The 13,657-nt window shown below is 35.2% G+C and carries 13 protein-coding genes; 9 read left to right on the top strand and 4 right to left on the bottom strand.

Features of this window, described 5'->3' with window-relative positions:
• Positions 1-279: 279 nt before the first annotated feature.
• Positions 280-1,815, top strand: a complete 1,536-nt coding sequence (locus ACLTBU_RS15185; RefSeq protein ID WP_412219780.1) for a glycoside hydrolase family 31 protein — start codon at positions 280-282, stop codon at positions 1,813-1,815.
• A 71-nt stretch (positions 1,816-1,886) separates the two neighbouring features.
• On the opposite strand, the gene ACLTBU_RS15180 is transcribed toward ACLTBU_RS15185, so the two are convergent.
• Positions 1,887-2,345: a spore coat protein gene (locus tag ACLTBU_RS15180; protein WP_177669251.1), complete on the bottom strand. Its 459-nt coding sequence runs from the start codon at positions 2,343-2,345 to the stop codon at positions 1,887-1,889.
• Positions 2,346-2,437: 92 nt separating this feature from the next.
• The gene (locus ACLTBU_RS15175; protein ID WP_412219777.1) at positions 2,438-3,289 is read right to left on the bottom strand and encodes an AraC family transcriptional regulator; all 852 of its coding nucleotides are present in this window, start codon (positions 3,287-3,289) and stop codon (positions 2,438-2,440) included.
• Between the two features lie 183 nt (positions 3,290-3,472).
• On the opposite strand from ACLTBU_RS15175, the gene kduI reads away from it, so the two are divergent.
• The 5 genes from kduI (at position 3,473) to ACLTBU_RS15150 (ending at position 7,674) form a co-directional block, all read left to right on the top strand.
• Entirely contained in the window at positions 3,473-4,333 is an 861-nt protein-coding gene (gene kduI, locus ACLTBU_RS15170; protein WP_412219775.1) for a 5-dehydro-4-deoxy-D-glucuronate isomerase, read from the top strand.
• 33 nt (positions 4,334-4,366) lie between these two features.
• Positions 4,367-5,170, top strand: a complete 804-nt coding sequence (locus ACLTBU_RS15165; RefSeq protein ID WP_177669256.1) for a gluconate 5-dehydrogenase — start codon at positions 4,367-4,369, stop codon at positions 5,168-5,170.
• A 12-nt stretch (positions 5,171-5,182) separates the two neighbouring features.
• Positions 5,183-5,980 (top strand): carbohydrate-binding protein, encoded by a 798-nt coding sequence (locus tag ACLTBU_RS15160; RefSeq protein ID WP_412219774.1) that lies wholly within the window; start codon positions 5,183-5,185, stop codon positions 5,978-5,980.
• 415 nt (positions 5,981-6,395) lie between these two features.
• The gene (locus tag ACLTBU_RS15155) at positions 6,396-6,992 is read left to right on the top strand and encodes a sugar O-acetyltransferase (protein WP_177669260.1); all 597 of its coding nucleotides are present in this window, start codon (positions 6,396-6,398) and stop codon (positions 6,990-6,992) included.
• A gap of 244 nt (positions 6,993-7,236) precedes the next feature.
• Positions 7,237-7,674, top strand: a complete 438-nt coding sequence (locus ACLTBU_RS15150; RefSeq protein WP_320650985.1) for a GNAT family N-acetyltransferase — start codon at positions 7,237-7,239, stop codon at positions 7,672-7,674.
• 75 nt (positions 7,675-7,749) lie between these two features.
• Here ACLTBU_RS15150 and ACLTBU_RS15145 read toward each other — a convergent pair whose 3' ends face one another.
• Positions 7,750-8,685 (bottom strand): 5'-methylthioadenosine/S-adenosylhomocysteine nucleosidase, encoded by a 936-nt coding sequence (locus ACLTBU_RS15145; RefSeq protein WP_412219771.1) that lies wholly within the window; start codon positions 8,683-8,685, stop codon positions 7,750-7,752.
• Between the two features lie 849 nt (positions 8,686-9,534).
• Complete coding sequence (locus ACLTBU_RS15140) at positions 9,535-9,726, bottom strand: ferredoxin (RefSeq protein ID WP_177669264.1); 192 nt, start codon at positions 9,724-9,726, stop codon at positions 9,535-9,537.
• A gap of 232 nt (positions 9,727-9,958) precedes the next feature.
• Here ACLTBU_RS15140 and ACLTBU_RS15135 point away from each other — a divergent pair, with 232 nt between their 5' ends.
• The 3 genes from ACLTBU_RS15135 to gshAB all read left to right on the top strand — a co-directional run bounded on the left by ACLTBU_RS15135 (position 9,959) and on the right by gshAB (position 13,584).
• Positions 9,959-10,480: a hypothetical protein gene (locus ACLTBU_RS15135; RefSeq protein ID WP_320650984.1), complete on the top strand. Its 522-nt coding sequence runs from the start codon at positions 9,959-9,961 to the stop codon at positions 10,478-10,480.
• A gap of 208 nt (positions 10,481-10,688) precedes the next feature.
• Complete coding sequence (locus ACLTBU_RS15130; RefSeq protein ID WP_177669268.1) at positions 10,689-11,033, top strand: hypothetical protein; 345 nt, start codon at positions 10,689-10,691, stop codon at positions 11,031-11,033.
• A gap of 232 nt (positions 11,034-11,265) precedes the next feature.
• Positions 11,266-13,584: a bifunctional glutamate--cysteine ligase GshA/glutathione synthetase GshB gene (gene gshAB / locus ACLTBU_RS15125; protein ID WP_412219767.1), complete on the top strand. Its 2,319-nt coding sequence runs from the start codon at positions 11,266-11,268 to the stop codon at positions 13,582-13,584.
• Positions 13,585-13,657 lie beyond the last annotated feature (73 nt).

Below are 13,657 nucleotides of genomic sequence, written 5' to 3'. Positions count from 1 at the left end.
TAAAAAATTTATCCGAATTTTGGATTATAGTGTTAGCATGGGTATTCAGTCTGCAAGTCCTTTATGCAAATTCAGGGCCTACTCACTGAGAAGAAACCATGGCGAGAGAGATTTTAGCTGTTGATGAAGAGACATCTTTCAATAAAAAGCTTAAATAAAATGTATAAATTTTTATAAAAAACAACATAAGTACAAAATCTTCCCACATAAAGACATAGACTCTTATGACTTAAATGGCTATAATACTCATCATATCTTACAATGAGGAGAATTTTAAAGATGGCATATAAGACATACATTTTTGAGATGAAACAAGATGAATATTGGTATGGACCAGAAGTAAATAGCTGGGTGATGTATCCTTTACATAGAGGATCGACCTATGAGGTAGATGTAAATCATTACAAGGGTGTAAATCAAGTAAATCCTTTACTTGTTTCAAGTAAAGGGCGTGCTATTTGGTGTGAAGAAGGGTTTAAATTAAAAGTAGCAGAGGGTAAAATTGAAATCCAAAGTTATAAGGGAGAAGTACAGCTTTATGAGTTTGGGACAACTTTAAAAGAGGCCTTTAAAGGAATAGCACAAAAGAGTTTTGCAGGTAACGGCATTGTGCCACCAAAAGACTTTTTTGTAAAACCTCAATATAATACATGGATTGAGCTCATTTACAATCAAAACCAAGAAGATATTTTAAAATATGCTACAAGCATTGTTGAGCAAAATATGCCTGTAGGTATTATCATGATTGATGATAGCTGGAGTGAGTACTATGGAAGGTGGCGTTTTAATGGTGCTAGATTCCCTAATCCTAAAGCGATGGTAGACCGTTTACATGAACTTGGATTTGAAGTTATGCTTTGGTGTTGTCCATTTATTTCACCAGATAGCTTAGAATTTAGGCAGTTAAGAGATAAGGGGTATCTTGTGAAAAATACAAAAGGGGAGGTATCGCTTAAAGAATGGTGGAATGGCTATTCAGGCGTTCTTGATTTAAGTCATCCAGGAGCAGTAGCTTGGATGAAGGAACAATGTCAATATTTAATGGATACTTATGGCATAGATGGTTTTAAATTTGATGCTGGAGATGCTATGTATTATTCAGATGAAGATGTAACTTATGGCAATGTAGATGCTAATAAGCAATGTGAGTTATGGGCACAGTTTGGCTTAGAGTATCCCTATAATGAATACCGTGCGTGTTATAAAATGGCAGGTACACATCTTGTGCAACGTTTAGCAGATAAGAGTCATAGCTGGAATAGTAATGGTTTATCTTCACTTATTCCAAATCAGCTTACACAAGGGATATTAGGTTATGCTTATACTTGCCCTGATATGATAGGGGGAGGTAGCTACACAGACTTCTTAGATGGAAGTAAGAATCTAGACCAAGAACTTTTTGTAAGATACGCACAGTGTGCAGCACTTATGCCAATGCTCCAATTCTCAGCAGCACCATGGAGAGTGCTTAGCCAAGAAAAGTTTGAAGCTTGCAAGGCAGCAGCTTGGCTACATGTTAAATACGCAGATTATATTTATGCATTAGCTAAAGAGGCAAGTAAAAGCGTAGAGCCTATTGTAAGATACATGTCTTATGAATTCCCGGAAGAGGGATTAGAACTTATCATCGACCAATTTATGTTAGGAACTAAATATTTAGTAGCACCAGTGTTAGAAAAAGGGGCTACAGCTAGAGAAGTTTCTTTCCCAACAGGCAAATGGTTAGGGGATGATGGCGTAGTGGTAGAAGGACCTTGCAGAATAACTGTAGACGTACCATTAGATAGGTTACCTATTTTTGAAAGAATGCATTAAAAAAGATACTACATATAATAAGAAGACCTGATACACCATGAAGATGCTATCAGGTCTTTTTCTTATTTTACTTAAGACATGCCATTTGTACTTTTATATTTATAAATCATTTCAGCATGATTTTGTTCATCTGTTTGAATGTGATTTAAAGCTTCACGCACATTAGTGGATGCAAATTGAAATAAGTCATTATTATAAGCAGATGAAACATATTTTTCTGTAGCAATACAGTCCGTACAGAGGAATTTGTCATGTTCTTTATCTGCTGTATTAGAGGTAGTATCATAGGTTGCTTGAGGGGAATATTGAGATGCATTCAAACGTTCATAGTTAATGCTACTTGTTTCATTGTTAAGGATTTGAGAGAGTGCATTAAAGTGATCTTGTTCATTGGTTTTAAGTCTATTAAATAGATTTTTAAGTTCTTGGTCCTTGGCAGCTTCAGCATAATAATTGTATTTATCAATACAAAGTTTTTCTTGATCTTGTAAATCTTTAATGAGCGATTCTTCTTTTTGAGTTAATGCCATAGTAAATAGCCTCCTTTATTTAAAAACGTATAGGGTTATTATTTATAAAAAAAGATAAAATATACCTATTAAGAGGCTATATAATGATTTGATTACAATACACAAACTTGTGCATATTTTTTTGGAGACATGCCTACAGCTTTATTAAAGGTTTTAACAAAGTTACTATAATCATTGTAGCCACATCGGATACAAACTTCATTGACACTTAGTCCTTCAGCGAGAAGCGACTTGGCAATACTGATTCTTCTTGCCGTAATATATTTATTAATAGTCATACCTGTAGCGGATTTAAACATACGGCAGATGTAAGAGCTGCTGAGGAAGAAGTGATTAGCTAAATCTTCAATGGTAAGCATTTCATAGATGTTTTGGTTAATGTATAGGAGGATTTCATCCACTTGTTTATTAGGTTTTAAGGCTAGGCTACTTTCAGTTGTAGCCTGATAAGCGGCATTAAGAAGCAGCATAAGTTGAATAAAGGTGGCGCGTTCGGCTAAATCCTGGCCATATCCCTCGGTAGAAGTAATCTTTTTGGTGTAGTAGAGGAATTGATTTTGCTGTTCTTTAGTTAGTGAAAGCTTATGAGAAAAACCTAAAGTACGTTTTGTAAAACATTCGCTTAAATCTGTCTGGGTGGATGAGAGCTGTTTAAGAAAATCAGGATGTATGGCTATTACGATTCTTTCATGGATTTCGGAATCAATTTGGGTTAAGTAATGGCTTTCATATTGATTCATTACAAATACATCACCTGGCTGAATAGTATAGAATTGATTATCAATAAGAAATTGCTTGCCACCAGAAATAGAATAATAGATTTCATAACAGTCATGAATATGCATATTCATGGCTTTTTCTTCTTTATAGAGATGTGCAATTGAAAAGTACTTTTGCTGAATGCAATTTTCCATAGCAAGTTTGCACGAAGATAGTTCTTCCATAGAAATCCTCCTTACTACTAAAAGTGTGGAATTATTTAGTTTATTATAAAGGAATAAAAATATAACATCAAGTAAAAGAGTTCAAAATTTGCCATATTTCTAATCGTAAATACCAAGAAATTGAGATTATAGTATGTTAGACTTAAGAAAGAACAATAACTTTATGAGAAAGGAATCGATAAAATGGAAGTTAGAACAGCAGCATCTCCAAAGGATGTTAAGCATTATACAACAGATCGTTTAAGAGAGGAATTTTTAATTCAAGATTTATTTATACCAGGGGAAATCAAGTTAGTTTATAGCCATATTGATCGTATTATTACAGGAGCAGCTGTGCCAGTAGAGCCTCTTACACTTACAGCAGGAGCTGAGCTTCGTGCTAACTATTTCTTAGAAAGAAGAGAAATGGGGATTATCAACGTAGGTGGCAAGGGAACAGTGACAGTGGATGGTAAAGTTTATACATTAGATTACAAAGATGGTATGTACATAGGGAAAGGTGCAGAGGATATTGTTTTTGCAAGTATAGATGGGGCAGAGCCTGCTAAATTTTATTTAAACAGTGCGCCAGCACATACTTCCTATCCTACTGTAGCGATTAAAATGGAAGGCGAAGCTTCAGAAGATACAGTGATTATTAAAGATGAAAATAAAGTAGAACTTGGATGCTTAGAAGAATCCAATCATCGCGTCATAAATAAATACATCCTTCCAGGGCAAGTTGAAAGTTGCCAACTTGTTATGGGTATGACAGCCCTAAAACCAGGAAGTGTATGGAACACAATGCCTTGCCATACACATGATAGACGTATGGAAGTTTATCTCTACTTTGAAATGCCAGAGGATGCTTTTGTGATGCACTATATGGGCGAGCCACAAGAAACAAGACATCTTGTCGTAAGAAATGAAGAAGCAGTTATTTCACCAAGCTGGTCGATTCATGCAGGAAGCGGTTCAAGAGCCTATACTTTCATTTGGGGCATGGTAGGAGAAAATCAAGAGTTTACAGATATGGATGCCGTAGAGAATAAGGAACTTCGTTAATGATATAAGAGTAGAAAGTAAGGAGGATGCAAGATGAGTATTATGAATAGTTTTTCGTTAGAAGGTAAGATTGCTCTTGTAACAGGTGCATCTTACGGCATTGGTTTTGCTATTGCTAAAGCTTATGCTAAGGCGGGAGCAACTATTTGTTTTAATGACTTAGATCAGGAGAAAGTGGATAAGGCATTAGAAGCTTATACAGCAGAGGGGATTCATGCACAGGGTTACGTATGTGATGTAACAGATGAAGAGGCTGTAAAAGTTATGGTAGATGCTATTGAAAGAGAAGTAGGTGTTATCGACATCTTAGTGAATAATGCAGGGATTATTAAAAGAATACCGATGCATGAGATGAGTGCTAAAGACTTTAGACAGGTAATAGATGTAGATTTAAATGCTCCTTTTATTGTATCAAAAGCAGTCATTCCATCTATGATTCAAAAAGGTGGTGGAAAAATCATTAATATCTGCTCTATGATGAGTGAACTAGGGCGTGAAACTGTATCGGCTTATGCAGCAGCTAAGGGTGGACTCAAGATGCTTACTAAGAATATAGCTTCTGAATATGGTGAGTTTAACATTCAGTGTAATGGTATTGGACCTGGCTATATTGCAACACCACAGACAGCACCACTTAGAGAGCTACAGCCTGATAACACAAGACATCCATTTGACCAATTCATTATTGCGAAGACACCAGCAGCACGCTGGGGGACACCAGAAGATTTAATGGGCCCTGCTATCTTCCTTGCATCTGATGCTTCTAATTTTGTGAATGGGCATGTGCTTTATGTAGATGGCGGTATTTTAGCTTACATTGGTAAACAACCTAAATAAAAGGAGATTAAAATGTTTACAATTCGAATTGAAGATGGAAAGGGACATATACTTGCCCAAAATCAAGGTAATAAAGAAGTGGGCCTTGTCTATGAAAATGCTTATCAAGAAGGGGATATACTTATTGTAGAAAGTGATAAAGAAGATTTCTTTTGTGTTTTACAATTAGATGATGCTATTGGAGAATCCTTTGTCTATTTGCAAAAAGGCATCTTACGCTATGAAGTGCCTTTTGGAGAAAAGAAAGTTTGCTATTCACCTAAAGCTTTTAGTGGTAATAGACACCTGCTTAAAATAAGAGAAGCTACTAAAGAAGAGAAGGATGTTTATAAAAATCTTGCATTGAATAAGTATGATCAACATGGCGAGGTGAATTGCTTCCCACATGCTAGTGCAAATGTTGAAACAAGAGGAGAATCTGTATTTGCAGCTAAAAATGCCATTAACGGCAATTGTGAAAATCATTCCCATGGCTATTGGCCTTATGAATCATGGGGAATCAATCGAGATCCTAATGCCTGCATGAAAATAGATTTTGGTAGAAAAGTATGTATAGACTACATTAGAATGTATACAAGAGCTGATTTCCCACATGATGCTTGGTGGAAACAGGTAACGTTTAAATTCTCAGATGGTAGTACCCTCGTATGGGAATTAGAAAAAACAGATCATGCACACGAAATAAGATTTAAGAAAAAATGTGTAGAGTGGCTAGAGCTTGGTGATTTAATTAAGGCAGAGGATCCGTCACCATTTCCAGCCTTATCACAGTTAGAAGTATATGGCGCCGAGTTAGATTCACAAGAGTAGAACATAATAGATAAGATAAAATAAAATAAGGGATAAGCTTTAGGGTTATCCCTTATTTTGTTATAATAAAGTTATCTCATAAATAAATTTAAACAATAGTAAAGTATAGTTTATAAGGAACTACACAGGGTAACGGTCTGACGGGCTATATGACTCATCCAGTTAGGATATCTTAACATTTACATAAGAAAAGCGAAATTTGATTTTCTGTAATTAGAAGAAACTTCTCTACAACAAGCTGACAGAGGAAGAAAAACAATGACTGCCCCAAAAGGTGAGATGAGAAAGAAAGAACATTTTGAAGCCAGCAGGGGTGTTTCAAGTTGGATCATCGAGAGTTTAGCTAGAAGATAGCGGCTGTTTTTTTACTATTGTCGAGTTTTAACCATATACATTAAAGATAGGAGCGAATAGGATGAAAGCTAAAGCAAAAGTCCCTATAAATTGTTTGTTTCAGGCGTGCTATAATCCGGAGTTAGAAGTAGAAATCAGCAAATGTAAAGAAAAATGTTACAGGTATAATCAACTAAATCCAAACGACCGGGAAACTCAGCGAAAAATGCTTGCTGAAATATTAGGTAGAATGGGAGACAACGTAATATTTACCCCGCCGTTTTGGTGTGATTACGGATATAACATTTCGGTTGGCGATTATTTTTATGCAAACCATAATTTGATCATTACAGACGGAGCACAAGTATCATTCGGAAACAATGTTTTTATTGCTCCGAACTGTTGTTTTACAACCGCCGAACACGCCATCGACCCAGAACAACGTAAGGCAGGTATGGAAATTGCAAAGCCGATTACCATTGGCAATAATGTTTGGATTGGGGCAGGGGCAACTATTCTCGCGGGCGTAACCATTGGAGACAATTCAGTTATCGGAGCAGGAAGTGTGGTTTCAAAATCCATACCAAGCAATGTAGTTGCTGTAGGTGTACCTTGCAGAGTGATGAGAAAAATCACAGAGGAAGATAAATACCGCTATCCTGTATACAAGGGGGATTGAGAACTTGTTAAATAAACTTGCAACTCTATATGAACAATGGTTAATTCGACTTGTATGATAGAGAGTAAAGGCTGGGTGGAACCCATTTACTGTTAGGAGACCGTTTCAAGGTGTGTGTAGTTCTTTGTAAACTGCCTTAAAGAACATAATAAAGATGACTAGATTTAAAAAGTTATTCTGGAAATGGTAGGGCGATGTTCTTTATGAATTGAAGATAGAAGATTAAGGGAAAGGATGAGCGTATATGGATATACAAATTAGGGAAGGTATCATTTCAGATTCCCATGCAATTGGCCAGATTACGCAGTATGAGTTAGGTTATATGTGTGGTGAAGAGTTGCTTAAAATAAAATTGCAAGCTGCTCTTGCAAGTGAGAGGGAGAAGGTATTTGTAGCCCTTTGTGATGAGCAAGTCGTGGGTTATATACATGCGGAGAATTATGAGGTACTTTATTATCCATCTATGAAAAACCTACTAGGTTTTGCAGTGCTAAGAGATTATCAAAGAAAAGGGATAGGAGCAAGGCTATTAAATGCAGTAGAGGAGTGGGCTAAGGAGACGGGTGCATATGGTGTGAGACTTAACTCTGGGAAGATAAGGAGAGATGCACATGCTTTTTACCGCTTACGAGGATATGATTCAGAGAAGGAACAGATTAGATTTATAAAGAAACTACAGTAAAAAATTTGATAAATTGTAAAAAACACAGGACATAAATAGTCCTGTGTTTTTAGTTTGGATTTTATGGAGTATATATTAGTTAGTTTTAGTTGTTGCTTCAGTTGTAAGTGGAGCTTCTTTGGTTTCTGCTAATAAGTAGTCATTGATATAAGCTTTTGCAACTTCTAATGTGAAAGCTTGAGAGTCTTCACCTGTTGTACGATCATAAACTTCTTTATGTACCTCATTGTTTGATAAGATACGGATGCTTAAGAATGGAATATTATAAGTTGCTGCGATTTGAGCTGCAGCTGCTGTTTCCATTTCTTCTGCAGATGTTCCTAATGTTTCATTAAGCCATAAGATACGGTCGATTTCTTTATTCCATTCGTCTGCTGAACCTACAGTTCCTTCTACTATTTTACCTTTTGTATAAGTATCTTTTACACTATTTGCTGCGGCAAGAAGTGTTTCATCAGCTGGGAAGCTTCCTACTTCTGTCCATTCACCAGTTTCTTTGTCTATAATTTCAAGTGTCATAGGTTTCCATGTTGTTGGGTGGATACCATCGCCTTTTTCTGTAAAGTCTGTTTTAAATGCACCCATATTTACAACTTCTTTACCAAGTACAATGTCATATTTGTGAAGTTCCGGATCATGTCCACCAGCTGTACCTTGGTTGATGATGGCTACTGGATTGAAATGTTCGATTGCAAGTGTAGTAGAAGCTGCTGCATTAACCATACCGATACGTGTTCTAGAGATGACTACAGGGTAGCCATTTAATGTACCTTTTGTATATTTCCAAACGCCTAAAGTAATATCTTCAGGATTTTCAAGTGCTGCCATCATGATTTCAGTTTCAACATCCATTGCACCTTGGATAAGAAGTGGTCTTTGTACTGCTTCTACAAGTTGAACTGCTGGAATCACTTCTTTATTAACTGAACTTGCTGGTGCTGCACCCATCATAACTGCGCCCATAGATACTACTGCAAAAAGTGTCATAGATTTTTTAATTAATTTATTCATGTCTTTATCTCCTCTAATTGTAATTCCGTCTAGTTATGAACTTATTATATAAGCAGAATTTTAAAGAGTCAACAAAAAAAACGAACATTTTTTTATTTTAAAAATAAATAGTTCGGATAAAGCCGTTGGAAATTAAAAGAAAGAGATGCATTGTTAGATAAGTAGTTTTAATAGTGATACAATTTAAATAGCTATAGGCGCGCTAAGAAATAAAGGGGAATAGAATGAAGTATATGCATTTTAAAAAATCTTGTGCATACATAGTTTAAATAGATGCAGCTATTTCTTGCTACAAACTTTTTCTATGATGATGATTTACCTTATGCACCTTTAATGAGGCATCTTTTACAGTATGAAGAAAGGATATGGGGTTGTAAAAGTTAGGGAGGATGACAATAGGAGTTTGGCAGAAGTATTTTGAGGGAGGAGTAGGAAAGGAAGCGAAGCGATAAGATGATTAATCTTATTAAACCAGAAAAATTAAAAAGTGGAGATAAAATTGCAAAGGTAAGTCTGTCCTGGGGAGGTGCAGGAGAGCCTAACTTGTGATGGCGATATGAACAGGGAAAGAGAAGGCTAGAGGAGCCTTTGGTCTAAGAGTAGTAGAGATGCCTAGCACATTAAAGGAATTTTTAGCTGTATTGGCGGAGATGATAGCCTAAGGTTACTACCTTATATAATGTAAGTTTTGGACATTGTGAGCCTAAGTGTTGTTTGCCCTATGGAGCAAAGGCAAAATCAACTGTATCTATAAAAGTTTTGAAATTCTGGAATCAGGGTGTAGATAAAAATAAAAAAAGATAAACTTAACAAATATGCTAAGTTTATCTTTTTTATGTAAGATGTTTCTTAAGCTTCAATTTCAATAGCACTTACTGGACAGCCATCTTTAGCAGCTTCTGCATCGTCACAAACTTCAGCTGTAAGCTCACCTTCAATAGCAACTGCTAAACCATCATCTTCTAGTGAAAAAACTTCAGGGCATGTACTTTCACAAAGTCCACATCCGATACAAATATCTTTATCTACTCTTGCTTTCATTTCTTTAATCCTCCTAAGTAATGGATTTTTCATATCTCATTTTTGAAATTTATTTAAAAGAAATTTTAACTAATAATTATTATTTTAAAGATATTATATGCAATTACTGTGTGTTTGTCAATTGGTCTTTTAATAAATTTGAGTATTGCTTTTTTATTAGTATGAAGTTAAATTAAAAACATCATACTAAAAACATTAGACATGAATTTAAAGACAACTTAAGGAGTAACGTATGAATATTATTATTGATGAGAGGACAGAAAGTCACATGCTTTGCCATGATGATGACTTTTTTAAAGGATGGAAAGCAACCTTTGAAATGATTGCGGCAAAAGGGATATTTAATAACTTTAAAGAGCTAGTAGAAAGACTAGAAGTAGTGTGCGATGAACCTATAGGTTACTGTAGCTTGGTTGAAACAACAGATGAAGATGAAGTGGTTTATGCTAAACGCTTGGAAAGAGAACTTTATACACGTTTTGTTAAGGGCCGTAAGCCAAAAGAAGTAAATCAAGTGATGATGGTATTTAGAAAAGTAGAAGAAGAGCAAGATACTTATAGATTGATTACGATGTATCCTGGCTTCCCGTCAGAGAAAGAGCCACAGGATTTAAATATAGCTTCAAAAGAAGAACTGATGCGTAGTTTAGACTTTTGGTCTAAAAAAGCATTAATTTATAATGAGCAAATTATAGAAGTTGGAAGTGATAAACCTTATTGTCCATACCGTAATCTGTATTATATTTTTGACTAGTAAAAAGAAGACTGTTCTAAAAGGTAGAAGTCCTCTTTTGGCTAAATTTTTGCGCGAAAGAGTAGATTTAATGCAGCTTTCAATATAAAATGAGGTTATAAAGTAGCCCTTAGACAGTATGCATATCAAGTAGAAGGTAACCTTTCATAAGGGTTACCTTTTTGTGTTATAATAATCCTAGAAAAATAAGATAAAAAGGAGAGCAGCGATGTTTACTCACTATACAAATGAATTTAAAAAATTACAGACATTACTTTATAACTATGTACAGGAAGAAGAGGGGCAAGATAAAGCAAGCAAAGAAGCTTTAATTACTTACTTAAATGAGCAAGATATGGAGTTTATAAAATGCGTACAAGTTATTTTACATGTAGGAAGAAATCCTGAAAATAAGGGAGAGGACCCACAAGCACTTTATGAGAAGACCATGAATGCTTTTAATATGCTTAAAGGATGGCGACCACAAGACATAGAAGTAAGACATATGGTGATTAAAATTCCTTTAGATGTTTATTTTGCTACTGGACTTAAAGTCTTAGGCATCGAGCTATAAGGAGGAAACGATAAGCTAACTACTTTTAATGGCAAAGCTTTCTGGAATAAAGGATGCGAGGTACAAATCTTAAATGCTAGGAAGCCTTATAGCAAAAAGTGTTAGGTGCAAAGATACTTACAGCGTATGTGTTAAGTGATAACAAAGATTCTTACAAGGTAGCTAGAAAAAATGATTTTAAATATCAATTTGCCTTATAAGAATGAAGGGATGTAGAAGGAGCTTATACGAAATGCTAGAAAAAATAAAAAGCTTATTAACAAGAGAAGATTTATTAGGTGGCCACTTTGGGATAGAACGAGAAGGGTTAAGATGTGAAATTTCAGGCAAGCTAGCACTTACACCTCATCCAGAGGTTTTTGGAGAAAAACTACGTAATCCTTATATCACCACAGACTTTTCAGAAAGTCAATTAGAACTGATTACACCAGCTATGGATACGTTAGAACAGACTTATGACTTTCTAAGTGAACTGTATGATATAGCGGTTATGGAAATTGGAGATGAATACATATGGCCTCAGTCTATGCCATGTATTATTCCAGAAGATAAAAAAATACCTATTGCACGTTTTTGTAAATGTCCACCAGGTGTAGATGCTGAAAGCTACAGACAGAAACTTATGCTTAAATACGGTGGAAAAAAACAGCTTGTATCAGGTATTCATTATAATTTTTCTTTTAAAGAGAGCTTAATTCAAAAGCTTCATACAGCCTATGCGCCTCAGTTAGATACTAAAAGCTTTAAAAATAGCCTTTACTTAAAGGTAACACGTAACTACTTACGTTATAGATGGCTGATTATTTATTTATTAGGCAGTACAAGTACGATGCATGAAACCTATGTAGAAGCTTGTGGTAAACAGCTTAAGAAAATTTCTTCAGACAGCTTCTCAAGTGATGGTGCCCTATCTTATCGTAATGGAGAGTGTGGTTATCAGAATAAAACAGCTATTTTTCCTAACTATGATAGTGTAGGTGAACATATTGCGAGTTTAGAGCGTTTTATTCAAGAAGGGACTATTGAAAGCCATAAAGAGCTTTATAGTCAAATCCGTTTAAAGGCAAAAGATAATGGGAATTTATTAGAATCTCTTCAGAAGGATGGTATATGTTATCTAGAGTACAGAAGTATTGATATTAATCCATTCGACAGAGCAGGGATTAGTTTAAATGACTTATATTTTATGCAGCTCTTTAATCTTTACTTATTATTTAAAGAAGAAAGCGATTATACACTTTGGCAAGAAGAAGCTCTTGAAAACCAAAAAGCCATTGCTACGCATGGTCAAAAGGAACTTCAGCTTAAAAAAGATGGAAACCTTGTACTTAAAGAAGACTGGGGTATGGAGATGCTGCAAGAAATGAGAAAGCTTAATGATACTTTAGGATTAGATAAACAAGATGTCATTGAGATAATGGAAAAACGTCTTAAAGATTATCAGCTTACCTATGCTTATCAGCTTGTAGAAGCTGTTAAACGTGAGGGGTATGTAGCAGCTTGCTTAAACCTTGCAAAGCAGTATAAAGATGAGGCTTATAAGGCACGTTTTATATTTAAAGGTTATGAGGATATGGAGCTTTCTACACAGATTCTTCTAAAAGAAGCTGTTAAAAGAGGGATTACAATAGAACTTCTAGATCGTGCCGATAACTTTGTAGCACTTAAAAAATATGGTGAAACAGAGTATGTAAAACAAGCAACTAAAACAACAAAAGATAACTATATAAGTGTATTACTTATGGAAAATAAAGTAGTGACTAAAAAGATTCTGAAAGATAAGGGGATAAATGTACCAATGGGGAGTGAATGGTACCAGTTAGAAGATGCCCTTTGCCATCTTTCAGATCTTAAAAACAAACCCATTGTCATTAAACCTAAATCTACTAATTTCGGTAAAGGCATAAGTATCTTCCCAGGAGGGACTAAGGAAGAAGACTTAGAGAGTGCTTTTAAAGAAGCCTTTAAACATGATAATACTGTACTTGTAGAAGAGTTTATAAAAGGCAAGGAGTATCGTTTCCTTGTTATAGGAGAAGAAGTGGTAGGCATCCTGTACAGAGTACCTGCTAATGTGGTAGGAGATGGGGTACATACCATTAAAGAATTAGTGAGTCTTAAGAACCAAGATCCATTAAGAGGGAAAGGGTACCGTAGGCCACTGGAGAAAATTCATTTAGATGAAACAGCACGTCTATTTTTAAAGGCACAAGGACTTGATTTTGAATCTATACCTGAAGAAGGCAGATGTATTTATTTGAGAGAAAACTCTAACATTAGCACAGGTGGAGACAGTATAGATTATACGGATCTTATTTGTGACCATTTTAAACAGCTTGCAGTAGAAGCAAGTCATGCAGTAGGTGCTAAAATATGTGGCGTAGATATGATGATTGAAAATGTAGCAGATAGTAAGAGCAGTTATGCAGTAATTGAGCTCAACTTTAATCCAGCTATCCATATTCACAGTTATCCTTATAAAGGAAAAGAAAGAAATATTGCGCATAAGATTTTAAAGCTTTTAGGATTCTTAGAAAAAAGACCTTGTTAGATTATTCCAGTATGAATAGGAAGTAAGCTTTGTATACTAAGGTATAATAGAAACTATGTGTATACAAAGGGGG

It is taken from the genome of Zhenhengia sp., from assembly GCF_046966505.1.
Taxonomy (GTDB): Bacteria; Bacillota; Clostridia; order Lachnospirales; family Cellulosilyticaceae; genus Zhenhengia; species Zhenhengia yiwuensis.
This window is presented reverse-complemented; position numbering and strand designations above follow the sequence as displayed.